Origin of the sequence: Corynebacterium sp. 74A, from assembly GCF_008930665.1 — a bacterium.
GTDB lineage: Bacteria > Actinomycetota > Actinomycetes > Mycobacteriales > Mycobacteriaceae > Corynebacterium > Corynebacterium megadyptis.
Genome location: NZ_PQMG01000003.1, coordinates 365,987 through 392,480, shown reverse-complemented (window position 1 = coordinate 392,480; position 26,494 = coordinate 365,987). Strand labels below are relative to the sequence as shown.

The 26,494-nt window shown below is 61.8% G+C and carries 21 protein-coding genes and 1 CRISPR repeat array; of the genes, 15 read left to right on the top strand and 6 right to left on the bottom strand.

What is annotated here, in order from left to right; all coding sequences use genetic code 11:
- The first annotated feature begins 5 nt into the window (after nt 1-5).
- The 14 genes from proB (at nt 6) to holA (ending at nt 18,823) form a co-directional block, all read left to right on the top strand.
- Nucleotides 6-1,226: a glutamate 5-kinase gene (proB, locus tag GBB11_RS06790; RefSeq protein ID WP_151549319.1), complete on the top strand. Its 1,221-nt coding sequence runs from the start codon at nt 6-8 to the stop codon at nt 1,224-1,226.
- 10 nt (nt 1,227-1,236) lie between these two features.
- A complete protein-coding gene (locus GBB11_RS06785) occupies nt 1,237-2,148 on the top strand; it encodes a D-isomer specific 2-hydroxyacid dehydrogenase family protein (RefSeq protein WP_151549318.1) in 912 nt (303 codons plus the stop codon).
- 69 nt (nt 2,149-2,217) lie between these two features.
- On the top strand, nt 2,218-3,474 hold the full coding sequence (locus tag GBB11_RS06780) for a glutamate-5-semialdehyde dehydrogenase (protein ID WP_151549317.1): 1,257 nt from the start codon (nt 2,218-2,220) through the stop codon (nt 3,472-3,474).
- Complete coding sequence (gene nadD / locus GBB11_RS06775) at nt 3,471-4,172, top strand: nicotinate-nucleotide adenylyltransferase (RefSeq protein WP_151549316.1); 702 nt, start codon at nt 3,471-3,473, stop codon at nt 4,170-4,172. Before GBB11_RS06780 ends, nadD begins: the two co-directional genes overlap by 4 nt.
- A gap of 38 nt (nt 4,173-4,210) precedes the next feature.
- Nucleotides 4,211-4,681: a ribosome silencing factor gene (gene rsfS / locus GBB11_RS06770; RefSeq protein WP_151549315.1), complete on the top strand. Its 471-nt coding sequence runs from the start codon at nt 4,211-4,213 to the stop codon at nt 4,679-4,681.
- A gap of 4 nt (nt 4,682-4,685) precedes the next feature.
- The gene (locus GBB11_RS06765; RefSeq protein ID WP_151549314.1) at nt 4,686-5,390 is read left to right on the top strand and encodes a histidine phosphatase family protein; all 705 of its coding nucleotides are present in this window, start codon (nt 4,686-4,688) and stop codon (nt 5,388-5,390) included.
- Nucleotides 5,387-6,214 (top strand): DegV family protein, encoded by an 828-nt coding sequence (locus GBB11_RS06760; RefSeq protein ID WP_151549313.1) that lies wholly within the window; start codon nt 5,387-5,389, stop codon nt 6,212-6,214. The genes GBB11_RS06765 and GBB11_RS06760 overlap by 4 nt, the downstream gene beginning before the upstream one ends.
- Before the next feature lie 60 nt (nt 6,215-6,274).
- Nucleotides 6,275-6,958 carry a ComEA family DNA-binding protein gene (locus tag GBB11_RS06755; protein ID WP_151549312.1) on the top strand — a complete coding sequence of 228 codons (684 nt, stop codon included), beginning with the start codon at nt 6,275-6,277 and terminating at the stop codon, nt 6,956-6,958.
- Nucleotides 6,955-8,391, top strand: coding sequence for a ComEC/Rec2 family competence protein (locus GBB11_RS06750; protein ID WP_151549311.1), 1,437 nt, complete (start codon nt 6,955-6,957; stop codon nt 8,389-8,391). The genes GBB11_RS06755 and GBB11_RS06750 overlap by 4 nt, the downstream gene beginning before the upstream one ends.
- A gap of 160 nt (nt 8,392-8,551) precedes the next feature.
- Nucleotides 8,552-9,175 (top strand): type I-E CRISPR-associated protein Cas6/Cse3/CasE, encoded by a 624-nt coding sequence (locus GBB11_RS11040; protein WP_151549310.1) that lies wholly within the window; start codon nt 8,552-8,554, stop codon nt 9,173-9,175.
- A gap of 24 nt (nt 9,176-9,199) precedes the next feature.
- The gene (locus tag GBB11_RS06740; RefSeq protein ID WP_151549309.1) at nt 9,200-10,507 is read left to right on the top strand and encodes a type I-U CRISPR-associated protein Cas7; all 1,308 of its coding nucleotides are present in this window, start codon (nt 9,200-9,202) and stop codon (nt 10,505-10,507) included.
- 9 nt (nt 10,508-10,516) lie between these two features.
- Entirely contained in the window at nt 10,517-11,764 is a 1,248-nt protein-coding gene (gene csb2 / locus GBB11_RS06735; RefSeq protein ID WP_151549308.1) for a type I-U CRISPR-associated protein Csb2, read from the top strand.
- A 122-nt stretch (nt 11,765-11,886) separates the two neighbouring features.
- Nucleotides 11,887-15,060: an HD domain-containing protein gene (locus tag GBB11_RS06730; protein WP_192796413.1), complete on the top strand. Its 3,174-nt coding sequence runs from the start codon at nt 11,887-11,889 to the stop codon at nt 15,058-15,060.
- Nucleotides 15,061-15,129: 69 nt separating this feature from the next.
- Nucleotides 15,130-16,988: a CRISPR direct-repeat array (repeat unit 28 nt; unit sequence GTTTTTCCCGCACGCGCGGGAGTGGACC).
- Between the two features lie 875 nt (nt 16,989-17,863).
- Nucleotides 17,864-18,823 (top strand): DNA polymerase III subunit delta, encoded by a 960-nt coding sequence (gene holA, locus GBB11_RS06725; RefSeq protein WP_255441649.1) that lies wholly within the window; start codon nt 17,864-17,866, stop codon nt 18,821-18,823.
- Nucleotides 18,824-18,927: 104 nt separating this feature from the next.
- On the opposite strand, the gene rpsT is transcribed toward holA, so the two are convergent.
- Nucleotides 18,928-19,194 carry a 30S ribosomal protein S20 gene (gene rpsT, locus GBB11_RS06720; protein ID WP_151549306.1) on the bottom strand — a complete coding sequence of 89 codons (267 nt, stop codon included), beginning with the start codon at nt 19,192-19,194 and terminating at the stop codon, nt 18,928-18,930.
- Nucleotides 19,195-19,446: 252 nt separating this feature from the next.
- Nucleotides 19,447-20,019, bottom strand: a complete 573-nt coding sequence (locus GBB11_RS06715; protein WP_151549305.1) for a type II toxin-antitoxin system PemK/MazF family toxin — start codon at nt 20,017-20,019, stop codon at nt 19,447-19,449.
- 84 nt (nt 20,020-20,103) lie between these two features.
- On the opposite strand from GBB11_RS06715, the gene lepA reads away from it, so the two are divergent.
- Nucleotides 20,104-21,954 (top strand): translation elongation factor 4, encoded by a 1,851-nt coding sequence (gene lepA, locus GBB11_RS06710; RefSeq protein WP_151549304.1) that lies wholly within the window; start codon nt 20,104-20,106, stop codon nt 21,952-21,954.
- A gap of 84 nt (nt 21,955-22,038) precedes the next feature.
- On the opposite strand, the gene GBB11_RS06705 is transcribed toward lepA, so the two are convergent.
- From GBB11_RS06705 to GBB11_RS06690, 4 genes are read right to left on the bottom strand one after another with little or no spacing between them, the layout of a single operon-like run.
- The gene (locus GBB11_RS06705) at nt 22,039-22,755 is read right to left on the bottom strand and encodes a queuosine precursor transporter (protein ID WP_151549303.1); all 717 of its coding nucleotides are present in this window, start codon (nt 22,753-22,755) and stop codon (nt 22,039-22,041) included.
- An 11-nt stretch (nt 22,756-22,766) separates the two neighbouring features.
- Nucleotides 22,767-23,543: a thioesterase family protein gene (locus tag GBB11_RS06700; protein WP_151549302.1), complete on the bottom strand. Its 777-nt coding sequence runs from the start codon at nt 23,541-23,543 to the stop codon at nt 22,767-22,769.
- A gap of 21 nt (nt 23,544-23,564) precedes the next feature.
- Nucleotides 23,565-24,386 (bottom strand): hypothetical protein, encoded by an 822-nt coding sequence (locus GBB11_RS06695; RefSeq protein WP_151549301.1) that lies wholly within the window; start codon nt 24,384-24,386, stop codon nt 23,565-23,567.
- Between the two features lie 51 nt (nt 24,387-24,437).
- Nucleotides 24,438-26,369 (bottom strand): solute carrier family 23 protein, encoded by a 1,932-nt coding sequence (locus GBB11_RS06690; RefSeq protein WP_370513511.1) that lies wholly within the window; start codon nt 26,367-26,369, stop codon nt 24,438-24,440.
- Nucleotides 26,370-26,494: the final 125 nt, after the last annotated feature.

The following is a 26,494-nucleotide window of genomic DNA, read 5'->3' as shown; positions in this document are numbered from 1 at the left end:
AATAGATGAACGAAGATACACTGCTGCCCACTACCCCCTATGCTCTGCAGGACACCCCGCCGGCTGAGTTTCCGCCCGCTGGGATACCGGAGACGGTGCTCGACGAACCCGCTGGAGAAGGACTGCGTGGGGAGATTGCCAAGGCCAAGAAGATCGTGGTCAAGCTGGGCAGCTCCTCGGTGACAGACGAGAACTATGCGGTCTCGGCGGAGAAGATCAACCGTTTCGTGGATGCCTGCCAAGCCCGCATGGAGGCTGGCACCGATGTGATTATCGTCAGTTCTGGTGCAGTGGCCGCCGGCATGGCCCCCATGGGCCTAAAAAGCCGGCCGGGAGATCTGGCCACCAAGCAGGCCGCCGCCTCGGTGGGCCAGGTGCACTTGGCCTATCAGTGGGGTCGCTCCTTCGCCCGCTATGGCCGCACTACCGGCCAGGTGCTGCTCACCGCCTCCGACGCAGCTGAGCGTTCCCGCGCCCGCAACGCTCAGCGCACCGTGGAGCGGCTGCGGCAGCTGCGCTGTGTGCCCATCATCAACGAAAACGATACGGTGGCTACCTCCGAGCTGCGCTTCGGCGATAATGATCGCCTCGCCGCGATCGTCGCCCACCTCATCAGGGCTGATGCGCTGGTGCTGCTCTCGGATGTGGATGGCCTCTATGACCGCAACCCCACCGAGCCCGGAGCACAGTTTGTCTCCGATGTCACCGGGCCGGAGGATCTCGCCGGGGTTGTAGCCGGCGATGGCGGCAAGGTGGGTACCGGCGGCATGGCCTCCAAGGTATCGGCTGCCCGGCTCGCTTCCCGCGGTGGTATCCCCGTCCTGCTCGCCAGCGCAGATAATATCGGCCCGGCACTCGCCTCCGCCCAGGTGGGAACGGTGTTCCACCCTGAGCAGGGACGCTTGAAGGCTTGGAACTTCTGGGCGCTCTATGCCGCGGATGTCTCTGGCGTGGTGCGCGTGGATGAGGGCGCGGCGCGCGTGGTGCAGCGTGGCGGTTCCTCGCTTTTGGCAGTGGGCATAACCGAGGTGGATGGCGAGTTCCGCTCCGGCGACATCGTGGAAATCCAGGACCCCAAGGGCACCACCATTGCCCGCGGTGAGGTCTCCTATGATGCTAAGACCCTGCATGGAATGCTGGGCAAGCACACCCACGAGCTGCCGGAAGGAATGAAGCGACCGGTGATCCACGCGGATTACCTGTCGAGCTATTCCTCACATGCGTAGGGTGGGGTGCATGAAATATGCAATGGGACCTACGCACTGGGACACCGTAGAAGAACAACTCGCTGCCGTCGGTGGTGAATTGACCGACGATCTCTCCGAGGCAGAGCTGCTCGTGTACAACGGTTCGGCCGAGGATTTTCCCGAGCTGCCCGACTCCGTGAAGTGGGTGCAGTTTGGGCTCGCCGGTATTGATGCCTACTTCACGCATGGTGTTATCGATGGATCGCGCCGCTACTCTAATTGCTCCGGCACCTTCGCCCGCCCAGTGGCGGAGTCCGCCGTGGCGCTCTTGCTGGCCCAATTGCACCAGCACACCCCGGTGGCCCGCGCCCAGTCGTGGAGCTGCCAGAAAGAGGTGGATAGCGCCACCCGCTGGCTCTTTGACAGCACCGTGAGCATCATCGGCGCCGGCGGTATCGGTCGCGAGCTGGTGCCCATGCTCAAAGGCTTCGGCTGCACTGTCCTCGCGGTCAATAATTCCGGCAATCCCGTGGAGGGGGCCGATAAGACCTATTCCTCGGAGCATCGCGATGAGGTGCTGGCTTCCTCGGACGCAGTGATTCTCGCCGCCCCGCTCACAGACGACACCCACCACATGATCAACGAGCGCACCTTAAAGCTCATGCCCGAGCATGCGGTGCTCATCAACGTTGGCCGCGGCCCGCTCGTAGATAGCGATGCCCTAGTGGATGCCCTCAAGCGCGGGGAGATCGCCGGCGCCGGACTCGATGTGACGGAGCCGGAGCCGCTGCCGGATGGCCACCCCCTGTGGGCGATGGAGCAGGTGGTGATCACCCCCCACACCGCCAATACGAAGGACTCGATTCGCCGGCTCATCGCGCCCCAGATCGTGGAGAATTTCACCGCCTATCAGGCGGGGGAGACCATGCCCACCGAGGTGACGGTGGATCAGGGCTATTAGTGGCCCGCCACGCTGCTGTGGTTGCGAGATGGCGTCGTCAAGCGTCAGTGCACGCTAGAGTTGTGAGCTATGAACGCAGATACAACGACTTTGGAACTAGCCCGCGCCGCGCGTGAGGCAAGCACGACTATCGCGCAGCTGCGCACCCCAGCGAAGGATGAGGTGCTGCTGGCTGCCGCCGCGGCCCTCGAAGAGCGCGCCGAGGAGATTATTGCCGCCAATGAGCGCGACCTTGAACGGGAACGCGCCGCCGGCACCTCGGAGGCGCTGCTCGACCGCCTCGCTCTGAGCACCGAACGCATTACGGGCATCGCCGATGGCCTGCGCCAGGTGGCGGCGCTGAGCGATCCCGTAGGGGAGATCACCCGTGGCCACACCCTGCCGAATGGGCTGGTACTCAGCCAAGTGCGGGTGCCGCTCGGAGTGATTGGCATGGTGTATGAGGCGCGCCCGAATGTCACCGTTGATGCCTTTGGCCTGTGCCTGAAATCCGGCAACGTGGCGCTGCTGCGCGGCTCTAAGTCCGCGGTGGAGTCCAACCGGGCGCTAGTGGCCATCCTGCAGGATGTGCTCGCCGCGCATGATCTGCCGCGTGCCGCCGCGCAGCTTGTGCCCTGCGAGAGCCGTGAGAGCGTTACTGAACTTATTACTGCTCGTGGGCTGGTGGATCTGGTGATCCCGCGTGGCGGGGCCGGCCTGATCAATGCCGTGGTCACCGGTGCCACGGTGCCCACCATCGAAACCGGCACGGGCAACTGCCACCTCTATATCGATGCCTCGGCGGATCTGGAGCAGGCCATCGCCTTGCTACTCAATGGCAAAACCCGTCGGGTAAGCGTGTGCAACGCCACCGAGACCGTGCTTATCGACGCCGCCCTCGACACCTCCAGCCGCCGTGCCATCATCGACGCCCTTGTGGCTGCTGGGGTGCGCGTGCACGCCGATGAGCAGCTACTGGATCTCAATGATGAGGCCGTGGCCGCCACAGAGGAGGACCTAGACACCGAGTATCTCTCCATGGACATCACTGCCGTGGTGGTGGAAGGTGTTGCCGGGGCAATCGAGCACATCCGCGCCCACTCTTCAGGCCACACCGAGGCCATTGCCGCCCAGGACAGCGGCGTGGTGGAACGCTTCGGCCGCGAAGTGGACTCCGCGGCGGTGATGCTCAACGCCTCTACTGCGTTTACCGATGGCGAGCAGTTCGGCTTCGGCGCGGAGATCGGAATTTCTACCCAGAAGCTGCACGCCCGCGGCCCCGTGGGGCTGCCGGAGCTGACCTCCACCAAGTGGATTGTGCGTGGGGAAGGCCACACCCGTCCGTGAGTGCCCCTGCACGTATCGGAATCATGGGCGGCACCTTTGACCCGATTCACCACGGCCACCTCGTGGCCGCCAGCGAAGTGGCCGATCGTTTCCAGCTGGACCAGGTGCTTTTTGTGCCCACCGGCCAGCCCTGGCAAAAAGCCGGGCGCGATGTCTCTGATGCGGAGGATCGCTACCTGATGACGGTGATCGCCACCGCTTCCAATCCACGCTTCGCGACCTCGCGGGTGGATATCGACCGCGGTGGGAGCACCTATACCATCGACACCCTGCACGATCTGCGGGAACAGTTTCCCCGCGCCGAGCTCTTCTTTATCACTGGTGCGGATGCCTTGGCGAAGATCGTCACCTGGCGGGACTGGGAGGAGATGTTTAACCTCGCGCACTTCGTGGGTGTGAGCCGCCCGGGCTATGAGCTGGAGGAGGACATTCTTCCCGAAGTCGATCATGAGCACCTGTCCATCGTGGAAATTCCCGCAATGGCGATCAGCTCCACCGATTGCCGCGCCCGAGCGCGGGCCGGCCGGCCGGTCTGGTACCTTGTGCCGGATGGAGTGGTGCAATACATAGCCAAGCGGCAGCTCTACCGGCCCGAGGGGCGGGATCGCCTATCACAGCCGTCCTATGAGGGCGCGGGCGCTGCCGAGGACGGCGCGGGCCGCGCGGGCGCGGAAACTCACGCCGAGGGCAGTCGATAGATTACGGTAGAAGAAGAATTTTAAAGGAGTTTTATTAAGTGACAGCACGAGAATCCGCCATTAAGTACGCGTCGATCGCAGCGCTTGCCGCCAGCGAGAAGCTGGCCGAAGAGATCGCCGTGATCGATGTGTCCGAGCGCCTCGCCATTACCGAGTGTTTTGTGATCGCCAGCGCCGATAACGAGCGCCAGGTCAGCGCCATCGTGGAGGAGGTGGAGGACCAGCTGGCTCAGGCTGGCCGGAACCACCCCACGCGCCGCGAAGGTACCCGTGAGGGACGCTGGGCGCTGCTGGATTATGAAGACATCGTGGTCCACATCTTCCGCGGGCCCGAGCGCCAGTTCTACGGCCTCGACCGTCTCTGGGCGGACTGCCCGCTGGTAGACGTCGAGGGTTTGGAAACGCTCACCCGCCCCGAGGACTGGGGCGACGAGGTGGATATCCGCGAGGTTAACGACATCGGACAGATCCCGCTCGCCGGCGAGGATCCCTCCGAGAACGAAATCTAGCGCGATGGGCCGACGACTCGTCCTGCTACGCCACGGAGAGACCGAATATAACGCCACCGCTCGCATGCAAGGTCAGCTCGACACGAAACTCAGTGAGCGTGGTGTGATTCAGGCGCGCCAAGCCGCCCGCTATCTATCGGGGCTCAACTTCGTGCGCGTGGTCTGCTCCGATCTGCGCCGTGCCCACGATACGGCGCGGGAAGTCGCGACACTGCTGGACGTTCCCCTCATCACCGATGAGCGGCTGCGCGAAACCCATCTCGGTGAGTGGCAGGGCAAAACCCACGCGGAGATCGACGCCGCCACTCCCGGCGCGCGCGCCCGCTGGCGCCATGATGTCTCGTGGGCGCCGCCGGGTGGGGAAACCCGCCTTGAGGTTGCCGCCCGTGCTCGGGCCGTGGTGGATGAAGCCATGGCCGAGGTAGAGGAGTGGGAAGAGAAGTCCATTCTGTTTGTGGCTCACGGCGGCACGATCAACGCGCTCACCGGCTCGCTGCTCGGCTTCGCCACGGCCGAGGAATTCTCCCGGCTGTCCACCGTGTCTAATACCTGCTGGGCACAGCTACAGGCCCGCCCGCACTATGCCCCCGGTTCCACTCGGCCGCAGTCCTTCACCCCCGATAATCTGGACAATGCCCAGTGGTACCTCGAGGGATGGAACGTGGGTGTGACTCCGGGGCTGACGGTGTGTGAAAGCACGAACCCATGACGGTGCGCATCGTCACCGACTCCACCGCCTGCCTGCCGCCCACGCTCGCCGAGCAGCTCGGCATCACGGTGGTGAATATTCATGTCACCCACTCGGACAAAGACCGCACCACCGCGGGGCTATCCGCGCTCGAGCTGGTGGCCGCCTATGCCCGCCAGCTGGAACGCGGCGGCGACGAGGGCGTGCTCGCCCTGCACATGTCCAAGGAGATCTCCTCCACGTGGTCCGCGGCCGTCACCGCCGCCGGGGTATTTGAGGATAGCCGCGTCCGCGTGCTCGACACCGAATCCTTAGGGCCGACTATTGGTATTGCCTGTATTGCCGCCGCCCTCAAAGCCCGCGAGGGCGCCGATCTTGATGCCTGCTATGACGCCGCTTTGGAGGTGCTCGAGCACTCCGAGGTGTGGTTCTACGTGCACAAGATCGATGAGCTGCGCAAGTCTGGGCGTCTCTCGGCTGCCAATGTGCTCTTCTCTGCCACGCTCGCGATCCGCCCGCTCATGCACCTCAAACAGGGCCGCATCGAGATCGCCGCGAAAACCCGCACCCAAGCCAAGGCGCTAGCGAAGCTCGCCGAGGTCGTGGAGCTGTATTGCTGCGAGGAACCGGCGGTGGTGACGGTGCTGCACCACGAGGCCCGCGAATCCGCCCGCCAGCTGGCTATTCACATCGTGGAGCGCATCCACGTTGATTCCACGGTGCGGCTGGATCGCCTCGAACCGGCCCTCGCCACCCATACCGGGCCGGGCACCATAGCGGTGAGCGTGACTCGCGGCAACCCCAGCGCCGTCATCGAGGCCCTAGCTGTGGAAAACGAGCTGTAGTCCACAACCCGCACCGCACGCTTATCGACGCCACCTCGCCCGCCACTTAGCCTGCGGGGCATGACTTCCGCCTCCCCGCTTGATCGCCTGCGCGAGCTAACTCGCCCCACCGGCGAAGAAGACCTCCTGCAGGTCCGCTATCCCGATAACCCCCGCCTGCGGCTGAGTCTGCGCCACGGCCTGATCGCCGCCGTGGTACTGCTGCTCCTCGGCGGGGTATTTCTCGTGCCCCAGCTCCGCGGTGCATCCCCGCCGCCGGTTGAATCGGTGGCTGTCTATGAAGACGAGACCACCACCGAGCAGCCTAAGGAGATCGTGGTGGCCGTGGTCGGGCACGTCGCCAATCCTGGGCTGCAGCACCTGCCCGCAGGTGCGCGCACCGATGATGCGCTCCGCCATGCCGCCCCGCTGCCGGAGGCGCAGCTCAGCGCAATCAACCTGGCCCAAAAACTCAGCGACGGCCAGCAACTCTATGTGCCCGGCCCCGAGGAGGATCTCGCCATCGCCGGCGCAGCCCCACTCAACCCCGCCGCACCGGGCGCTGCGCCGGTCGGGAAGGTAGCGCTCAATAGCGCCGATAGTGCCGCACTAGAGACCCTGCCCGGGGTGGGGGCAGCAACCGCCGCAGCGATTATCGCCCACCGCGAGGCATCCGGGCCTTTTGAGAGCGTCGATCAGCTGCTGGAGGTCAAAGGAATCGGCTCCGCCAAATTCGAGGCAGTAAAGGACCTGGTCACCTTGTGAACCCTCCCGTTGCTTTCATCGAGCTGCGCCTTATCCCGATCGCCTGCATGGCGTGGGCATCCACATGGGTGGTGGTGGCCACCGACCACGGGCCGTTGCTCCTCGTGGTGCTGGGAGTGGTCGCTGTCGCCGCCGCGTGGGCGTATCGCGCGCCGGGAAGTGCCCTACTGCTGGCCGCTACGGTCGTGGTGCACGGTGGCGTCGCCCAGCTGCGGCGCCTGCTCATCCAGCAGCACCCCATAACCCAGGCCCGCGGCCACTACGAGCTTGCCGGCCGAGTAGTCAGCAGCACGGAATTATCTGGCGGCAGTACCTGCCTCACCCGCCTGCGCCTTGCCCGCTACCCAGCCGAGCTGCCCGTCTTTCACCCGTGCGAACGCTGGCAGCCCCACCGCGGCGAACAGGTAGTCGCCAGCGTGCAGTTGCACGAGGACACCCGCGTCGGGTTGAACGCCGTGGTGGCGCGGCTGCAGCACGGCCGTGTTGTGGGCGAGCCGAGCTGGTGGGACCACTGCGCACACACCGTGCGGGCACGATTCATGGAGCTTGTGCAGCAGAACGTGGGGCAGCGCTCGGTGGGGCTCATCCCCGGCATGGTCTTTGGCGATACCTCCCTGCAAAGCGAGGAGGAAACCGCAGCCTATCTCGCCACGGGACTCAGCCATCTGTCGGCGGTCTCGGGGGCGAATGTGGCCATAGTGACCACCGCGTGCGTGATTGTATGCCGGCTCGCCGGCTGCGGGCCGCGCTGGCAATGTGCGGCCGCGAGCATAGCGCTGGTGGCCTTTGTGGTGCTGGTGGGGCCGGAGCCTTCGGTGAAAAGAGCGGCCGTAACCGGAGTGGTGGGGTTGGTGGCGGTAGTGAGTGTCTCTCGGGCTGAACCCCTGCACGCGCTCGCTCTGGCGATAACGGGGCTGTTGTTATGGGACAGCGATCTGGCGGTGAGCTATGGATTTGCCCTCTCCTGTGCCGCTACCGCGGGGATTGTGGCCTTACACCCGTATCTCTACCCGCGGCTGGCATGGCTGCCTATACCCGATGTGTGTATCCGAGCATTGTCTGTGGCGATTGCCGCAGACATTGTGACTATGCCCCTGCTGGCTTTGATGGTGGGGCGGGTATCTGCTGTGGCGGTGGCGGCAAATGTGTGTGTGGCCGCAGCGGTGGCGCCGGTGACGATCGTCGGTTTGTTCGCTGTGGTGTTAGTGGCGCTGCGGGCGGAGGCGCTGGCCGCTGTGACAGTGCGAATTATCGAGCCTTGTACGTGGTGGATTCACTGGTGTGCCGAGTTCTTTGCCGGCGTGCCCTGGGCAGTGATTGAGATCGGTTCTGGGCCGTATTCGGTGGTGGGGGTGGTCCTCGCCTGTTGTTGGTTTCTCGTGTTGCTGCCCGCGCGGCGGCGCGTGGCAAAACAAATAAGTCACGCACAATGAGCTCCCGAACAGCTCCATCATGTCCTAGCCATACACCTGCATACCGACGGTAGTCTTTCGCAGGACTTCCAGACTTATGTCGATTCGAGAAAGCGAACGTACATACGAAAAAGCGTTCAAGTTCTGAGTACGTGTCCGCAGGCCTAGCTATGGTTAAGCCATGAGCCACAAAGACAGTATTGGAGTGGACTTACAGTATGGGCTTCCATCCCATCTGAGACACGCCACGAGGAAAGATCTCCACAGAATAGTGATGTCCGGTTTTGAAGATGGGCAGTTGGACGAGGCGATGCCTCGTTCAGATGCCAGATGTCTTTTTGCCGTTTCTGGGCGCAACCTCATCGTGCGCCACCGGCCCGACCTTAACCATCAGATACCGGGCTTGTCCGCGGAGCGCAGCACGCTTCAAGCCACAGACTCAGAACAGCGATACCACCTTGAAGTAACTGTTAACGCCCTGGTTGCACGCTCCCAGAGAGGAGCGCTACCACCAGAAGTTCGCCAACAACATTCTCCTCGCGGGCGCAGAGTACCGGTTCCTCCAGATGAACTCCCTGAGTGGGCTCTCGATCTCCTCAATCGGCGAAACCTCGAACCGGATGATCTGACAGTGAGCGAAAGGTTCAATGTCAGGCGAACCGCTGGGCGCACGGGAATCATTCCCGCAGTGACCATCACCGCAACTGTCCGAGGTGGTGCTGAACTCGATCACGTTCTCAGCCATGGTCTCGGGCGAGGCCTCAACTACGGCCTGGGCCTCGCTCACGTACAACCCATCCACTAACCACACTCTTGAAAGGCACTGTATATGTCTCTGCTTTCGGATATCCTCCGTTCTGAATCTCCCTCGCTTGTTCGTCACGCCCAGCTTGAGCCGGCGGCCGGACCTGCTTCCCCCATCGCCCCCGCTGTCTATCCAGGTGATAATGGCGGTCGCACATATCGCATCAACCAGAATGCGCCAGTCCTCTTGCCCGATGATGAGGGCTTCTTGTTCACTAACTCAGGACGGACAGCACCATCGGTTGTCATCTCGTCTGTTGCAGGCGAGGCAACGCGTACTGAGCCAGTCATCTACCACGATCCTGAGTTGTATCCTTGGCTGCCCGCAGTGGAAATCACTGCGCCTTCCGACAGTGACATCGCGGAAGCCGTCGAAAAATCAATGGCTAGGGCGATTAAAAATATGCCCAGCCTAGAATCTCAGGCTCGTCGAGCAGAGCTGGGTGATGTCCTGAAGCGACTGCGGACGTCCTCGTGGGAGCTGTCGCACCGTCACATTGATAGCTGGGTGCGCTACAGCCTGACAGAGGATAACGGAAAAGCACTCTGGTCCCAGCCAAGCTCCGATCTCTATCGAGAGATCGTTTCTTCAGAGGCCGCTACGATCGCCGGTGTCTCCCTGAACTCAGTGATTTGGGGGTACTGGTTGGCCAGTGGAGCGACGTCCACCCATCGACGAGCACGGTCAATTTCCTCCCAAATTATCGGCACCGGGGCGTCACCATCACCCGTGTTCGCCACCAAAACGCCCGGTAAACTGCCTGCCTCCGGTCGTACTCGACTGGTTCTAGACGATGGAGAGCTCACCGTCGTCGAGTCCGACTCCAAGGTAAAGGGGATCAAACCTAAGCAGCCGTCAGCTTTTGGTCTGGGCGCCATCATTACTTCCGGTGATTCCGTTCCGATTCACTACACCTGCGAGAGCATTGCATCATTGACGTCGGTGTCCCTAGCCGACTTGCGAGCGCTCGATCGATACGAGGTCAAAGAACCCGTGATCCGAGCCGCACTGGGAGTCTCTATGCTGGCCACCGAATTAGTCGCAAACGACGGGCATATTCGTAGCGAATGCGATCTCGTCGAGATCGCACCACCGGCATGGGGGCTTCGTGTACGGGGCCAGCGAGGAGCGCGTCGTATCGAGGTGGACGTAGACGAGCTTCGCCGAGAGACCCTAGAGGCGCTGGAGGAATCTGTTAAGGCGGGCTTCTTGCCGGCGGCAGAGCAGGGAAGCGGTGCGCGCAAGATCAAGCTGCGTATGTCGTCGAGCATGGCACAGGTGGTACTAGACGCACTTCTGGCTACTGCAGCGAAGTCGTCCACCGACGAGTAGAGGCGGCCAATGATTACCATCCATGTCGACTTTAACTCGACATTTCACGGTACCGATCGCCAAGGGAAGAGGGAATGGCCACCGTCCCCAGCTCGGCTCTACTCTGCTTTAGTGGCGGGCTGCCACAACGCGCAGCTGTCTGATTCCACTACCGAGGCTATTCGCGCGGTCCTTCGAGAGGTGGAGCGTAGCGCCTCGCCGGATATCTTTACTGGGCAGTATCGGCTCCCAGAAGCCGATTGGACTGATGCATTCGTGGCGAAAAAGCCCTCGGGATTGCCTCGGAAGTCTGCTTCTGTGGGCCAATTGACGAAAATGCAGGCGAAAAGAGCCGCCCGGCTTCCAGAACCGGTGCTCGCCACTCGCGTGACGTACGTGGTAGACGTTTCTTCGGAGCACGCGGAGTTGCTAGACAAAGCTGCCGCAGCAGTCGGCTACTTCGGCACGTCGATGGACGGCTGCATCATGAAGGTCGTAGAAGGCGATGATTCCGGCGCAGTAGAAAACGCCCAGAGGTGGGTCGGAGTGGAGAACCCAGCCGGCCAGGTGCGCACGTGGCAGCCTGGGTTCGGGGCAGCACTGGATAAAAGGTTCGAGGAAGAGCATCAGCTTGGAGCTCATGTTCCCACAGTGCCCGCACGTCAAGTTTCCTACCTTCCAGATCATCGCGATCCGCAGAACCCAGATAACGACGGGTGGATACCGCTGACGTTTAACCGGACGGTGAAGGACACGAGGAGAATCTCTGCTTCGGTGGACCATGTACGATCTGTCGCTGGTTGTGATGGTGATGTTTTCCCGTTGGTAAACGCGGATCCGGAGCACGGAAACGGAGCTCTCATGGGGGTAGCCGTTCGCGGAATTCCAGCCGCCCACCGGTTGCTGCAGGATGAGAACCTCGGATTGCGTTATGACCCAGCGGATCGTCGAGTATGGACTCGGTTGAGCAGTTATTTTGCTGTGTCTCAGCGCTGGCGTACGGCGGTACCCATCTATGGTCCCGCCGACCGAACAGTGGCAGCAGCCTATCTTGAGCACTACGCGTCGAAGGCGGGAGTACATCTCCTCAGCCATCAAGCAACCTCGCCCAGACTCAAGGGCTGTGCGCCGATGAGTATGCCTTTTCATCCACGTGGTTTTGTTCCTTACGCGGTCACCGTGGAGACACCCACACCAGAAACTCGACCTACGCTGACGACGGACTCGCTATTTGTTCCCGTCGGCAACATTGGCACTAACACAGGAGATGATGACTAATGGGAGATGCCACGATGTTTCCGAGCTTCGCGGAGTTCTTCCATGGGGTCCATGGGGTGCCGCCTTATCGGTGGCAGGAAGAAGCGGCGAACTACGCAGTTCGCACGGGTCGACTTCCCCTCATGATTGATGTTCCTACAGGCTTAGGAAAAACGGCGTTAGCGGACGTCTGGGTGTGGGCGCTTGGCCGCGCCACGGCCGCAGATTTGCCTCACCAGCTGGGGCAGCGCTACGTCCATGCTGTTGAACGACGAGCGGTCGTCGACGGGGCGGACGCTCACGTTCGTCAGTTGCAACGGGCATTACTCGAGCCATCCATACCGGCCCTTCGCATGGTCTCTGATGCCTTATTGCTGCTTGCTGCTGAAGGAGCCGAGCCACTGGGCGTCACGAGTTTTCATGGATCTCGGCGTGACGACCGGACGTGGCTGGATAGGCCCCGTGGTGCGACCATTATCACCACCACCGTTACCCAGCTAGTGCTCCGAGTATTGGGTCATGCTCCCGGCGTGACTCCCAACACCGCGATCATTCACACTGGGTTGATTAGCCACGATGCTGCGTGGGTTGTCGATGAGCCCCATCTGTCGACCGTAATGGTCGACACACTTCGGCAAGTATCGACGATGGCAAACACGACGCTGACGTGTCTCGGCGCCACCATTCCCGACCATCTCGTTGATGTACTTGACCCCGATGCGGAGGACACTATCCAGTTTCTTCCCGAGCAGGAGACCTCCGGTGCACTGGAGAGATACAATGCACCGCGTTTAGCCTCGATCGTGTGTAGCACGGCGTCTTCTCCCGTCAGGGAATTAGTAAAACAGGCTGCGCGCGCCCATACGGAAACCTCACGCTCCATTGTCTTCGTGAATACCGTGCAGACAGCCTCCGATGTGGCGGCGGCGCTTGCTAAGAAGCTTCCTAAGACGAAGGTTCGGCTGGTGACCTCTCGTGTGCGTATGGTCGACCGTGACGAAAAAGACCTTGCTCCGAAACCTGGGGAACTTGTCGTGTCCACGCAATGCCTCGAGGCGGGTGTTGATTTTGAGGTTGATCTACTTGTCACCCAGGTGTCTGCGTGGCCCTCGCTCGTGCAGCGCATGGGTCGACTCAACCGTTATGGAGGTTCAGTCCACCCGCAGGGGATCCTTGTAGTGCCGAAGAATAACCCAGACAAAGGAAGCCAAGCGGTCTACGGTGAGGAAATCTTAGCCAACGTCTGTAGTGGCTTGCGGGCACTACCTAATGGCGCCGACTTCTCGTTAGGCGGTATCCCTTCCTTGAAGGAAGCTGTTCTGGGTGACAACTCCGCTTGGCCGGAGCCAGTACGTATGGGACAGATGGACGCAGAGTACGCAGCCCTGATGCTCGTCGCTCCCGCTCCGCACGCCACGTCTCTTTGGCTGCGTGGCCTAGACCAAGAGGAGGAGACAGCTCCTGTTGCTGTGTTGTGGAGAGATGTACTTGATGAAGAAATCCTAGAGGCAGCTCCTCCGACACGCGGTGAGCAGCTTGAACTTTCGATTCACCTCGCCCGAGGACTTGCCGCAGGCCATTGGAACGGAGAGATGGCCGATACTGATGATGCTGACAACGGCTACAAGCGAGCCAAGCGTGAGCCCACCACCACGACACGTGAGCGACTGGAGAAGATACGGATCCGGAAGGCGGAGGGATGGTGCATACCCCAGTCCTTATGGGATATAGCTCCTGGATCAACGATCGTTTTGCATACCAGCCTGGGGGGATATCTCCCAGATAGGGGAGTGTGGGTCAGTGATGCCCCAGTCGAGGATGTTCACGCATCCACTGGGGAGGTTGAGATCATTCCACTTCCCGAAGAATGCGCGGAGATGACGCCGCAGCAGATTGGACGATATTTGGACCGTTGGGTGGTCTGCGTTAGCGATAAGTTTGTGGTCTCTCGGCCGCGCGAACAACAAAAACGGCGCGAAACCTCATCGGGGATTCTGACACTCGTCGATCATTGCCGTCAGACATCGGGGCTGGCCGAGCAGTTCATTGCGCCCTCGAAAGCGGAGTCCTCGCAGCTGAAGGAAACAGTCGTCCAAGCCGCGGGGCTGCATGACCTCGGAAAGGCTCACCCCTCATTTCAGGCATACCTAGGGGCACAATCAGGGGATTGTCCATTAGCAAAATCCACCGGTCGGAATCCTCTTCCCCGCGACATCGCTAACCCAGTCGATCATGCTGCCCATGGTGCTCGCATTGTCGCCGCCTACTGCCCAGAGAACCCCCTAGTGGCGCACCTTGTTGAGTCCCATCACGGCTACCGTGGAACGGCCGATTACCTCGACTTGTGCGGCGACAATCCGTGGTTCCTAGCCTGGGCCGAGACAATGGTCCGGTTGGCGGACTGGAAAGCATCTGCGGAACCGGATCCCCATGCTCTGGGGCCGGTGACGATAGACGATGCGCTGCTGGACAAGGCCTCCCACGATATTGACGATCCTGCCCAGCCCTTCGTTGACCTAACCGGACTCGGAGGTAGTCGCGTTGGCGCATGGTACGCGACGGTCGGAATCGCCTGCGCGGCGGAAGAAGTGACTGGACGCCAAGTCTCATTGAGCTGGCCCGAAGGCCTAGCCGCTCCTCGTCTGCACGGGGTTTCAGAATCCGACCTACCCGCAATTGCAGCTTGGTTCACCGAGGCTTTTGTGCCAGATCTTGAACGGTGGGAAGAGGACATCCGCTCGGCGACTAGCGGACTGCTTACTACCAAAAACCATCGGTGCATCATCCCAGACCTGAGGAATGGAGTTAGATGTGCCCACAACGCAGCCAAGGGAAACCGGGTTTTGAGCAAGGTAAGTAAGCATCTGTTTTCAGCGAACATGCCGCTTTTAGATGGCGGTAAGACAGAGCTATCTGGAGGGTGGCTTGCCGCCAATGGCATCGTATTCAAACGTATCCAGGACGCCCCGCCTGTCAGCGTTGAGATGATGCTTCACGCTAGTAAAGGATGGCAGACCTCCCCAGAGCTTGGAGCATCTGACCATCTTCTTGACCGGCTCTCGGATACAGCGCCCGACACGGTAAGAGTAGAAGAATACTTACCTATTACCGTGGGCATAGCCGTGTCAGGGCGCCCATTGGCCCAACACGGAGTTGCTCATCTCAAAGGCCGAAAGAGGTTTCTTCCGCGCCCGACATATCCAGTAAGTTTATGGACTCTAGAGGTTCTATCGAGGAGACACCGTGGTTCTGGTCTGATGGCGGAGGAGGTGACGCGCGGGAAATTTAAGACTGTTGCTCCACCGGTCGTAGTTTAGTTCTGTAAAGGCAAATAGAAGTTGAATCTATACGCCTTGTTTGCTCGTTAAACCTGCTGTTCGCAGAGTGTTTTTCCCGCACGCGCGGGAGTGGACCTGCCGTGGCGTACACGGCTGGCAACAGGTCACAGTTTTTCCCGCACGCGCGGGAGTGGACCTGCGTAGCGACACCACGATCTGCTCAGCGTCGGGTTTTTCCCGCACGCGCGGGAGTGGACCGTCGCCGCTGGGTAGCGTGTTTATGGATAGCACGTTTTTCCCGCACGCGCGGGAGTGGACCCGGAGCGCGCCGCAGCGGGAATGTTGTCAGCGGGTTTTTCCCGCACGCGCGGGAGTGGACCGAGAGAGAAACACACACAGAAAGAGAGAAAAAAGTTTTTCCCGCACGCGCGGGAGTGGACCGGATGATACCGAGTATGACACTGAGTGGATGGGGTTTTTCCCGCACGCGCGGGAGTGGACCATCACCACCGGCCCCGAGGATGGCTGGAAACAAGTTTTTCCCGCACGCGCGGGAGTGGACCCTCCCGGTCCTTCTCCATGAAATCGCCGTAAGCGTTTTTCCCGCACGCGCGGGAGTGGACCGGAGACAGCTATGACCCCTGCTGAGCTTGCGCGGTTTTTCCCGCACGCGCGGGAGTGGACCCCTGCGTGGCGCGGACCTGCGTGGCGCGGCTACGTTTTTCCCGCACGCGCGGGAGTGGACCCGCCTCGAATAGTATCTCGCCGGCCCCGTGTCGGTTTTTCCCGCACGCGCGGGAGTGGACCCCACGGATCAGGCAGTGGGCAGTGACTCCGCCTGTTTTTCCCGCACGCGCGGGAGTGGACCCTGCCTAAGGCGGTGGGGGATAAACTGACTGGCGTTTTTCCCGCACGCGCGGGAGTGGACCTGTGGAGTCGGGCGGCTACCCGTCGCGGGTCAAGTTTTTCCCGCACGCGCGGGAGTGGACCATGCCCTGGTCTGGAGCCGCTCCGCTCTGGGAGGTTTTTCCCGCACGCGCGGGAGTGGACCGGTATCTAGGAAAATGTCGCGGATAATCTCCACGTTTTTCCCGCACGCGCGGGAGTGGACCGACCTGCTTATCCGGCGTGGCTACACCGCCTTGGTTTTTCCCGCACGCGCGGGAGTGGACCGTGAGGAACTGGAGACCAACGCGGCTGATCTACGTTTTTCCCGCACGCGCGGGAGTGGACCGGGATTTTGGGGCATGATCACCGACTTTTTCGCGTTTTTCCCGCACGCGCGGGAGTGGACCGAACACCAATATCCGGCGATCCCGCATCGATCCGTTTTTCCCGCACGCGCGGGAGTGGACCGAACATTCACGTGACTTTTGATCGCTCGCTGGAGTTTTTCCCGCACGCGCGGGAGTGGACCGGAGCTCGCGAAGAAGAATCAGGCCGACGGCGAGTTTTTCCCGCACGCGCGGGAGTGGACCCGTGGCAGTAACATACGAATCTTGGTTTTCGTCGTTTTTCCCGCACGCGCGGGAGTGGACCCTCCAGAAAGGGAGAAGAAAATGACCACCTACGTTTTTCCCGCACGCGCGGGAGTGGACCGCTTCACGCATGAGCAGCGCGTTCGCCTCCGAAGTTTTTCCCGCACGCGCGGGAGTGGACCCTGACCTCTTTACCTCGCTGGCTGATCTAGACCGTTTTTCCCGCACGCGCGGGCGTGGACCCATTTATCAGTATGTGGCCGACTACATGGGCAAGTTTTTCCCGCACGCGCGGGAGTGGACCGCTCACACCCGACCACACCTCTGGCTCCCACCAGTTTTTCCCGCACGCGCGGGAGTGGACCCACTCTTATGCTGTGGGCTTTTCCCGAGCCGGCGTGTTTTTCCCGCACGCGCGGGAGTGGACCGCCCGGATTGCCTGGGATGCCGGTTTCTTCGCCGTTTTTCCCGCACGCGCGGGAGTGGATGCAAGCTCCTGTGTTTGCCTAGCGAGCCAGTCGAGTTTGCCAAGGTCACCAAAAAGTGACTTATTGTGGAGCGTAAGGGGCATCGCAACGCAAGGTGTCCAGCTGTCACCTTGTTGAAAGCATGCATGAAGCATCGTTTCCTGAAGCGGTTGTGCCTTGGCAGCGGTACTGGTTTGTCCGCTGTAGCTTGTACGCCTGTGACAGGAATCGGTTGCTGGGCACTGAAGACTCTTTCTTACTGTGGTCGGGCTGCATATGGGCGGCCACCAATTACCGATCTAGATCTGAATACCACTTATCTAGCGATGTACCGATCCAGTTGAGTAGTTTTTCCAGAGCGTTTTAGGTGGAAATTTCACCGCTCCCGCGTTAACTACTCCGTGGTCGTAGCGATACTTCGTTTGCGCTTCTGTCTTGAGTACGGCGGGTGCCGTTTTCAGAAGTGTTCGAATGGACGGTAGAAAACATAGATGCGGCCCTATCCGACGAGGGAAACCTCGACACTCTTAACCGTGACGAGCTGACTGTTCACGTGGCTCTACCCACTGGGTACAGCCCGTCCTAGGGCACACCCATGTTCACGCACGTCAATAACCGCGACCACACTCCTTACTCTATGTACCGGTGTTCAGGTCTTTTCTGGTTGGTCCTATACCTGCGTGTTGTTCGGTGCCGCTACAGCGGAGATCATAACGTTCAGTCCCAATCGATACCCGCAGCATGCCTGGCCACCTAGCCCGTATGTGCGTGGACGTGGTTTGCCGCGATTGCTTCTGGTTTTGTGGCTATGCAGGTAGTGATTTTCATGGTGGTGGGGGTGATCCTCGTCTGTGCTTGGTTTCTCGTGTTGCTGCCCGCGCGGCGGCGCGTGGCATGATGGAGGGCGTGTCTGTACCAGCCCTGCACCTCGTTCTGGGCGAGGAGGAGTTCCTCGCCGAGCGCGCCCAGCGCGCGGTTACTCACGCCGTGTCTGAGCAGGCCGGCCACCCAGTGCCGGTGACTAAGCTGCGCGCGGGTGAGGTGACGACGAGCGAGCTCATTGAGCTGCTCAGTCCCTCCCTCTTCGCCGAGGAGCGGGTGGTGGTGTTCACCCATGCGCATGAGGCAGGGGAGGAGGCCGCCAAGCTACTGCTCGAGGCGGCCGTGGACCCGGCGGAGGGCATCACGCTGATCGTTGTGCATTCTGGTGGGGGACGGCAGAAAAAGATGGCCACCAAGCTGGCGAAGATCGCGACCGTGCACGAGGCACACAAGGTCAAGCGCAATGAACTGCCGAGCTTCGTCAACAAAGAGTTCCGCTCCCACGGGGTGCGTCCCACCCCAGACGTGGTCACGGCCGTGTTGGAGGGCGTGGGCTCGGATCTTCGCGAGCTTGCCAGCGCCGTGAGCCAGTTGGTCTCTGACACCAATGGCGATGTCACCTTACAAGCGGTGCGCGCCTTCTATTCCGGGGTGGCGGAAGTCTCGGGCTTCGATATCGCGGATCTGGCCTGCGCTGGCCGCGTGGAGCGGGCGGTGGCTTCGACTCGCCGTGCCCTGCAGCTGGGCGTGTCGCCGGTGCTGATCTCTGCTGCATTGGCCAACTCGGTGGGCGCTATCGCTCGGCTGTACTCGGTCCGTGGGCGCATCAACGGCAATGAGCTGGCCCGCGTGGTGGGCCTGCCGCCGTGGAAGGTGGAGAAGGTGGCCGCGGCTGCCCGCCGCTGGAGCAGCCGCAACGTCAGCGAGGCCGTCATCGTGGTGGCCGAGCTCGATGCCGCAGTGAAAGGCCAAGGCCTCGAGCCCAATTACGCCGTGGAGTTCGCGGTGCGTCGCATCGCGGAATTGGCCCGCTAAGCACCCTCCACGCCAAACACTCCGCCCAAGGACAAAAGAGGGCGGGCATGAAAAAACCGCGCCAAGCCAGCGAGTGCTGGAGGCGCGGTAAGGCAGAAGGCTACTTAGCCCTCCATCTTGTTGAAGGCGCGAGCCATATTGGACTTCTTGTTCGCAGCATTGTTGCGGTGGAACACGCCCTTGGACACAGCCTTGTCCAGCTTGCGGGAAGCAACGCGCAGCTGGGACTCAGCGGCAGCCTTGTCGCCGGACTCGACGGCGGCGCGGAACTTGCGGATCTCGGTGCGTACGGCGGAGCGCACGGACTTGTTGCGCAAACGAGCCTTCTCGTTGGTCAGGATGCGCTTCTTCTGAGACTTAATGTTTGCCATGGTCTAGAACCTCTTTATCGTTGGCGGAAACGGTATGGTCACTGTCAGCCACGTTCGCGCTGGTATAAGCCGTGCCCGCACCAATCTGGGCGGACGCGTGGGGCAGGGAGGTGAACTCAAGGTACTGAACACCTAATGCGCCACTCTGGCTCGGCGGCGGCCACGGGGCATACTGCCTGCTGGCACCGCGCGCGCGAAAATGAACAACTCGACACACTCTAGCAGGGCGGTAAAGGCCCGACCAAACGGTTGCTAGCTCCAGCCGAACTCGGAGCGCAGGCGGTGGGCGATTTTTCCGAAGCGCCGCCGCGGCAGAATCGCTCCTTGGCGCCGGATTCCTAGCTCGGAGGCTTCGATGACGCGGTCGATGCGCACCCAAGACTGCTCGCCGGCGAGATCCCAGTTGCCCGAGCCGATATCAAGCCATGAGGGATCGTTTTGGTGTTCGGGGTTGGAGGAGATGAGTAGCCCTAAAATGGTTTGTCGGGTGCGCCCCACCACCACGAGGGCGCGGTCTTCTGGCTCGGAGGTGGGTTCGGTGCGCAGCCATACCCACACCACTTCGCCCGGCTCGGCTTGGCCGTCCATGTCGGCTGCGTAGTAGATATTGCGGGAAAGCACGCGGCTGTCGTGCACCAGCACGGAGGTGGCGGCGCGCAGACGGCGTAGATCTTCGGTGGTTTCGGTGCCGGATATGCCGAGGCGTTCCCGTACCGTGGCGAGGGTATCGTCGAGGTCTCCATCGCTGGGGGGCTGGAATTGTTCCGCGACATAGCACACCGAATCCCGCAGCGAGGAGGCGATGGCGCCGAGTCTGTCACCCATGCTTGCCCAGTTTATACGCCGTTGCCGTGGGCGTCGATACGGCTCGGGTAGGGTATGAGGGGCTAAAACAGGGAAGGTTGAGATATGGCTATCAATTGTGCGGAAACTACGTTCACGGATCCGGCGCAGATCCGTAATTTCTGCATCATCGCGCACATCGACCACGGCAAGTCCACGCTGGCGGATCGTATTCTGCAGCTGACGGGTGTGGTGGATGCGCGCGATATGCGTGATCAGTACCTCGACAATATGGATATTGAGCGCGAGCGCGGTATCACCATCAAGGCGCAGAACGTGCGTTTGCCGTGGGTGCCGCGCACCGGCGCGCATGCCGGCGAGAACATTGTGCTGCAGATGATCGACACCCCCGGCCACGTGGACTTCACCTATGAGGTCTCGCGGGCTTTGGAGGCCTGTGAGGGCGCAATTTTGCTTGTCGACGCCGCCCAGGGCATTGAAGCCCAAACCTTGGCGAATCTCTATCTGGCGATGGAGAACGATCTTGAGATCATCCCTGTGCTCAACAAGATCGACCTTCCCGCCGCTGACCCGGAAAAGTACGCCTTCGAAATCGCTCACATCATTGGGTGCGAACCCGAAGAGGTGCTGCGGGTTTCCGGCAAGACCGGTGAGGGCGTTGAGGCCCTGTTGGATAGGGTGTGCGAGCTGGTGCCCGCCCCCGCCAGCGAGATGCCGGATTCCGCGCCGGCGCGCGCCATGATTTTCGATTCGGTCTATGACACCTACCGCGGTGTGGTCACCTATATTCGTGTCTTTGATGGCCGCCTCGAGCCGCGCCAGAAGCTGAAGATGATGTCTACGGGCGCCACCCACGAAACCCTCGAGATCGGCGTGATGAGCCCGACGGCGAAGAAATGCCAGGGCCTCGGCCCGGGCGAGGTGGGCTATTTGATCACGGGCGTGAAGGATGTGCGTCAGTCCAAGGTGGGTGACACCGTCACCTGGGCTACCGGGGGTGCTGAGAAGCCGCTGCGGGGCTATCAAGAGCCCAAGCCGATGGTGTATTCCGGCTTGTTCCCGATCTCGCAGGAGCAATACCCCGACCTGCGCGACGCCCTAGAGAAGTTGCAGCTCAACGACGCCTCGTTGACCTATGAGCCGGAGACCTCGGTGGCGCTGGGCTTCGGCTTCCGCTGCGGCTTCCTCGGCCTGCTGCACATGGAGATCACCCGCGATCGCCTCGAGCGCGAATTCGACCTGGACTTGATTTCCACCGCGCCGAGCGTGAACTATCGCGTGGTCGATGAGGCAGGGGAGGAATCTATCGTCTACAACCCCTCGGATTGGCCTTCGGGCAAGCTGCGGGAGGTGTGGGAGCCGATCGTGAAAACCACGATTATCATCCCCGCCGATTTCGTCGGCCCCACCATGGAGCTGTGCCAGTCCAAGCGCGGCCAGCTCGGCGGGATGGACTATCTTTCCGAGGACCGCGTCGAGCTGCGCTATACGATGCCGCTGGGCGAGATCATCTTCGATTTCTTCGACACCCTCAAGTCCCGCACCAAGGGCTATGCCTCCCTCAACTATGAGGAAGCCGGCGAGCAAGAAGCCGATCTGGTGAAGGTGGATATTCTGCTCCAGGGTGAGCCAGTGGATGCCTTCAGTGCCATCGTGCACCGCGATCACGCCCGCACCTACGGCAATAAGATGACGGTGAAGCTCAAGGAGCTGATCCCGCGCCAGCAGTTCGAGGTGCCGGTGCAGGCGGCGATCGGCTCGAAGGTGATTGCGCGTGAGAATATTCGGGCGCTGCGCAAGGACGTGCTCTCGAAGTGCTATGGCGGCGATATTTCGCGTAAGCGCAAGCTGCTGGAGAAGCAGAAGGCCGGTAAGAAGCGCATGAAGAATATCGGTTCGGTGTCGGTGCCGCAGGAGGCCTTCGTGGCGGCGCTGTCCACCGACGAGGGAAAGTAGCGTCTCCCTAGCGATGTCGAAGGGTGCGGGGCCAGAGCTGCGGCTCTGTCCCGCACCCTTAATTTTTTTGAGGTGGGATGCTGGCTACCAGCTGGTGGGGTCGGTTTTGCGGACCCAAGCGATCACGGCATAGGTGATGGGCATGACCACGATCTCGATGGCGGTCTTCCACAGGAAGCCGACAATGGTGTAGTTGAGGGCATCGCCCCAGGTGGTGATGCCAATGACGGAGGCGGCGATGGCGCAGAAAATGATGGTATCGGCCAGCTCGCCAACAACGGTGGAGCCGAGCAGGCGCGACCAGAGCCGCTTCTGCCCGCTGCGCTTTTTCATGGTGGCCAGCACATAGGAGTTGAGCAGCTGGCCCACGAGATAGCCGGCGAGGGAAGCGACGACAATCTGTGGTACCAATCCCAGGACCGTGGCGAAGGCCTCGTCGTTGTCGTAGAAGTCGGCCGCCGGCAGCCAGATGGCGATGTAGAAGGTGACAATGGCCAGTACGGCGGTGCCGAAGCCGGTGAAGATCATCCGGCGGGCGTTTTTGAAGCCGTAGCACTCGGTGAGCACATCGCCAATCACATAGGCGAGGGGGAAGAGGAAGAAGGCACCGTCGGTCACCAGTGGGCCGATGGTCACCCCCTTGGTGGCGGTGATATTAGAGAGCAGGAAGACCGCGACGAATACGGCACCGAAGATGGGAAACAGCGAGCGTTGTGGCATGGGGCCACCGGAGTGAGTCGCGGCGGCGGAGGCTGTTTTCTCCGCCGCCTGCCCAGATGCGGGCGTCGTAGAGGAAGTCATAGCCAAGCATTTTAAGGCCGCACTGTCAGCGTCTGTGACAACACCCCAATCGGGCCCTTCTCATCATGCAAATGGGTGTGGGTGAGTCCGTGCCCAGCAGGCCCGATGCTCATGGTGGTGTCCGCGCCAAACCAGTGCCCCTCGGGGGAGCGGAAGAGGTGAATGCTGAGATCAATATTGGGATAGGCCACCTCTTTCGGATTGTGCTTGAGCACAAGGCCGTTGACGATGTCCATCACCGTCATCAGCTTCACCAGCGGCGAGACCTCCACTCCCTCCAGCAGGGGAGTGCGGGAGGAGAGCCAGCCCTGAGCGTGGCCGGGGCTGAGCACCGTGCGGTGGGCGTCCACGCTATCGACAAAGGCCCCTTCCCAGGCCTCGAGAAAATTCCAGCTGGGGATGGCGTAGCGGGAGGGCATGCGCTTTAATGCGGTGGATTCGATGCTGCCGGTATCGAAGGCAGCGGAGAACCAGCCGCGGGCGATGACCACGGGCCGCTCGGCGATGATCAGCCGCGCCTGCACCAACTCGATGGTGCGACCGGGGCGGATCACCTCGGTATCCACCCGCACCTCGCCGATGGGGGCGGTGCCAAGAATGTCAAAGCTGATGCGGGAGAGATCCAAGGTGTCGCCGGGCCGCCGGGCAGCGAAATCCTCCTGCAGGATGTGGGTAAGTAGACCCAGTGCGGGCGCTATGTGAATCTCTTGGGGATTCCACGCGCCGGCGGTGAGTTCCGTGGCGACGAACTCGGTGGCACTCGTGCGGGTGAAATAGGAGCTTGACATAGATCACACTGTACTCGGGCTTTAGCCGCGTTTAGGGTCACGTCCCCCGATTTTGGGCGACTCAAGATTCAGCTCTAGCGCTGGTCGATGCCCCGCCGCCCACTCGGCGTCCACGGCGCGGTAGTGCTGTTCGTGCACCGTCACGGTATCACCGGCCGCGATGGGTTGATGGGCCAGAGCCCACTGGCACACATCGGCCAGCTGGTTATACACCTCGCTGGGGTCAGCGCTCGAACGCAGCTGCAGCTCTGGGTGCCCAGCTTCCACCATGCCGATGCTCATGCCTTGGGTGCCCTCTGCGGTGCGGGTGACTATCAGGTCCACGACGTAGGCGGAAACAACGTCGTGACGCACTGCCTCGCTAAACACCTGCGGATCTACTGCGAAGGGGCGGCTGGCGCCGCGAAACACGTGGCACACCGCCACCGCGTCCTCCCGCACGGCCAGGGCGGCGGCAAGTTCGGCGTGCATATAGTTCAGCTCCCGCAGGGACTCGCGGGTGCGCACCAACGGCTGCACATCCGAATGCACCCGCACCTCGAGCTGGGTGGTGGCGCTGGACAGCGGCGTGCGGGGCCCGAGTACCGCGTGGGAGTGGGGCGCGGGATCCGCGGCGTTCTGGGCGCTCAGTACGTACTCCACCTGCCCGTCCAGCACGCACACCAGCCCGGCATGCTCCTCGAGTCGGGTCTGCAGCCGATCAGCAAAGATCTCGTGCAGGTGCTCGCGCACCTGTTGCGGGGAGGGGTTGCTGCTGAGCAGCACCCGATAGTGGGGACGCGGGGTGAGAACGGCGGGGTCGACGCTGATGGGTGTCAGCGGCGCGGGGGTAGACGGGCTCATGGGGCTTCTCCTTCTACTGAGGGTCAGTATCCATGCTAGGGATGCGCCGGTTTAGTCGATGTCGGTGAACTTTCGATCCCAAGCGGAACGCGTGGGATTAGCGTCGGCAAGCACCATGTCGAAGCGGTCGTTGGCGATTTCGACGATTTCGCTGAGGGTACGGCGCAGCTCCTGCGCCTCGGAGTTTTCCAGGCGGTGTACGCCATCGGCGATGATGGTGTCGATGCTGTCGTTGGTGCGCAGGCACGCCACCCAGGGCATGCCGAACTTCTCTCGATAGGACTCGGCCAGCACCTGCAGCTGTTCGGTCTCCACGTCATCGGCTTCGCCAAGCCCCACCGAGCCGCGGGCCTGGTTCAGGCGTTCGTCCTCAGAGTCGGTACTGCTGAGCACCAGAGTGGCCATGTCGGGGTAGTCGGCGATCAAGCGGCTGCGCTCTTCTGGCTCGGCCATGAGCACCGCCACCTGCACTGCCTCGCGCAGGGCCTGCACATCCTCGAAGGGGCGGGCCTCCCACGCGCGTTGTAGCGGCCACTGCTCCTCGTTGAAGAGTGGGGCAAGGGCGGCCACAAACTCCTCTCGATCCATGGCGTTGATGGTGTTCAGCGAGACCCTGCGGCCATCGTGGCGGGCCACATCCGAACCGGACTGCACCCCGAGGTGGAAGAACACGATATTGAGCACGATGGCGGTGATCGCGCCGATGGTCATGCCGGAGGAGACGAAGATGCGCGCCCACTCGGGCAGGGCTTCGGCAATATCGGGTTTGAAGGTCACCAGCATGGCCAAACCGAGGGCGGTGGTGACGATCACGGCATTGCGGTCATCTTTCCAATCGGCTTTGCCAATGGTCTGCATGCCCACCCACGCCACATTGGCGAAGAGCGCCAAGGAGGCGCCGCCGAGCACGGGGGCGGGAATGGAGGCCACGATCGCCCCAGCCTTGGGGAGTAGGCCTAGCAGAATCATAAAGCCCGCTGCAGACGCTGCCACCCAGCGTGATTTCACGCCCGTGATGCGCACCAGGCCGACATTTTGGGCGAAGCAGGTATAGGGGAAGGAGTTGAGCACACCGCCGAGCAGGGTGGAGAGGCCATCGGCGCGGATGGCGCGCTCCACATCCGGTTTGCCGATGCGCTTGCGCACGATCTCGCCGGTGGCGAAGACATCGCCGGTGGTTTCCACCATGGTGATCACCATGACGATGAGCAGCGACACAATCGCGGCGGCATTGAACTCGGGGATGCCGAAATAGAAGGGGGTGGTGATGCCCAGCGGGGCGGCGTCGCCCACCTTGGACAGATCGGCGTCGCCGAGCAGCAGCGCCGCGGCGGTGCCCAGCACCAGACCGAAGAGCACCGAGAGCGTGCCCAAGAAGCCGCGGAAGAAGCGCTGCACCAGCACGATCACGGCCAGGGTGGCGAAGGCATAGCTCAGATCGCGGGGATCGGGCGTGCCTTCGGCATAGTTGGTGAAGTCATTGGCCGACACCGCCAGCAGGGAGGTGCCCATCACCAGCAGCACGGTGCCGGTGACCACCGGCGGGAAGAAGCGCAGCAGCCGCCCGAAGAGCGGGGCCACAAAGAAGGTGAAGAGGCCGGCGGCGATCACCGCGCCATAGATGGTGGGCAGGGATTCCACCCCGCCCTCACCATCGGTGACGCCCAAGCCGATCGCGATAATCGGCGCCACCGCGGTGGTGGTCACACCCTGCACCAAGGGCAGGCGCACGCCGACGTGCTTGCCGATGCCCACCACCTGAATCAAGGTGGCGATACCGCAGGTAAGCAGATCGGCGTTGATGAGGTGAATGGTAGTTTCGGCGTCTAGGTTCAGCGAGCTGGCGATCAGCAGCGGAACGATCACCGCGCCTGCGTAGAAAGCCAGCACATGCTGCAGGCCGAGGGCCGCGAGTTTGCCGGGGGTGGGAACATGATGAACAGGATGGGTGCGCTGCACGGCGGTGGAGGTGGAAGTGGCCACGGGTGGCGTCTCTCCTTGTCTCAGAAAAGAAGCTGGAAAGGGCGAATTATGCGCCTTTTACCTTAAAGCCTGCTAAGAAGTGAACCTAGCTGCGGGGCCATGAACTCACCCCCGTGCGCATGGCT

What these genes read in the sequence shown, in the direction of transcription:
- proB (WP_151549319.1), top strand. Translation starts at nt 6, where the DNA reads ATGAACGAAGATACACTGCTGCCCACTACCCCCTATGCTCTGCAGGAC.
- GBB11_RS06780 (WP_151549317.1), top strand. Translation starts at nt 2,218, where the DNA reads ATGAACGCAGATACAACGACTTTGGAACTAGCCCGCGCCGCGCGTGAG.
- GBB11_RS06705 (WP_151549303.1), bottom strand. Translation starts at nt 22,755, where the DNA reads ATGACTTCCTCTACGACGCCCGCATCTGGGCAGGCGGCGGAGAAAACA.
- GBB11_RS06765 (WP_151549314.1), top strand. Translation starts at nt 4,686, where the DNA reads ATGGGCCGACGACTCGTCCTGCTACGCCACGGAGAGACCGAATATAAC.
- lepA (WP_151549304.1), top strand. Translation starts at nt 20,104, where the DNA reads ATGGCTATCAATTGTGCGGAAACTACGTTCACGGATCCGGCGCAGATC.
- GBB11_RS06730 (WP_192796413.1), top strand. Translation starts at nt 11,887, where the DNA reads ATGATTGATGTTCCTACAGGCTTAGGAAAAACGGCGTTAGCGGACGTC.
- GBB11_RS06740 (WP_151549309.1), top strand. Translation starts at nt 9,200, where the DNA reads ATGTCTCTGCTTTCGGATATCCTCCGTTCTGAATCTCCCTCGCTTGTT.
- GBB11_RS06785 (WP_151549318.1), top strand. Translation starts at nt 1,237, where the DNA reads ATGAAATATGCAATGGGACCTACGCACTGGGACACCGTAGAAGAACAA.
- holA (WP_255441649.1), top strand. Translation starts at nt 17,864, where the DNA reads ATGGAGGGCGTGTCTGTACCAGCCCTGCACCTCGTTCTGGGCGAGGAG.
- GBB11_RS06700 (WP_151549302.1), bottom strand. Translation starts at nt 23,543, where the DNA reads ATGTCAAGCTCCTATTTCACCCGCACGAGTGCCACCGAGTTCGTCGCC.
- GBB11_RS11040 (WP_151549310.1), top strand. Translation starts at nt 8,552, where the DNA reads ATGAGCCACAAAGACAGTATTGGAGTGGACTTACAGTATGGGCTTCCA.
- GBB11_RS06760 (WP_151549313.1), top strand. Translation starts at nt 5,387, where the DNA reads ATGACGGTGCGCATCGTCACCGACTCCACCGCCTGCCTGCCGCCCACG.
- csb2 (WP_151549308.1), top strand. Translation starts at nt 10,517, where the DNA reads ATGATTACCATCCATGTCGACTTTAACTCGACATTTCACGGTACCGAT.
- rpsT (WP_151549306.1), bottom strand. Translation starts at nt 19,194, where the DNA reads ATGGCAAACATTAAGTCTCAGAAGAAGCGCATCCTGACCAACGAGAAG.
- GBB11_RS06755 (WP_151549312.1), top strand. Translation starts at nt 6,275, where the DNA reads ATGACTTCCGCCTCCCCGCTTGATCGCCTGCGCGAGCTAACTCGCCCC.
- GBB11_RS06695 (WP_151549301.1), bottom strand. Translation starts at nt 24,386, where the DNA reads ATGAGCCCGTCTACCCCCGCGCCGCTGACACCCATCAGCGTCGACCCC.
- GBB11_RS06715 (WP_151549305.1), bottom strand. Translation starts at nt 20,019, where the DNA reads ATGGGTGACAGACTCGGCGCCATCGCCTCCTCGCTGCGGGATTCGGTG.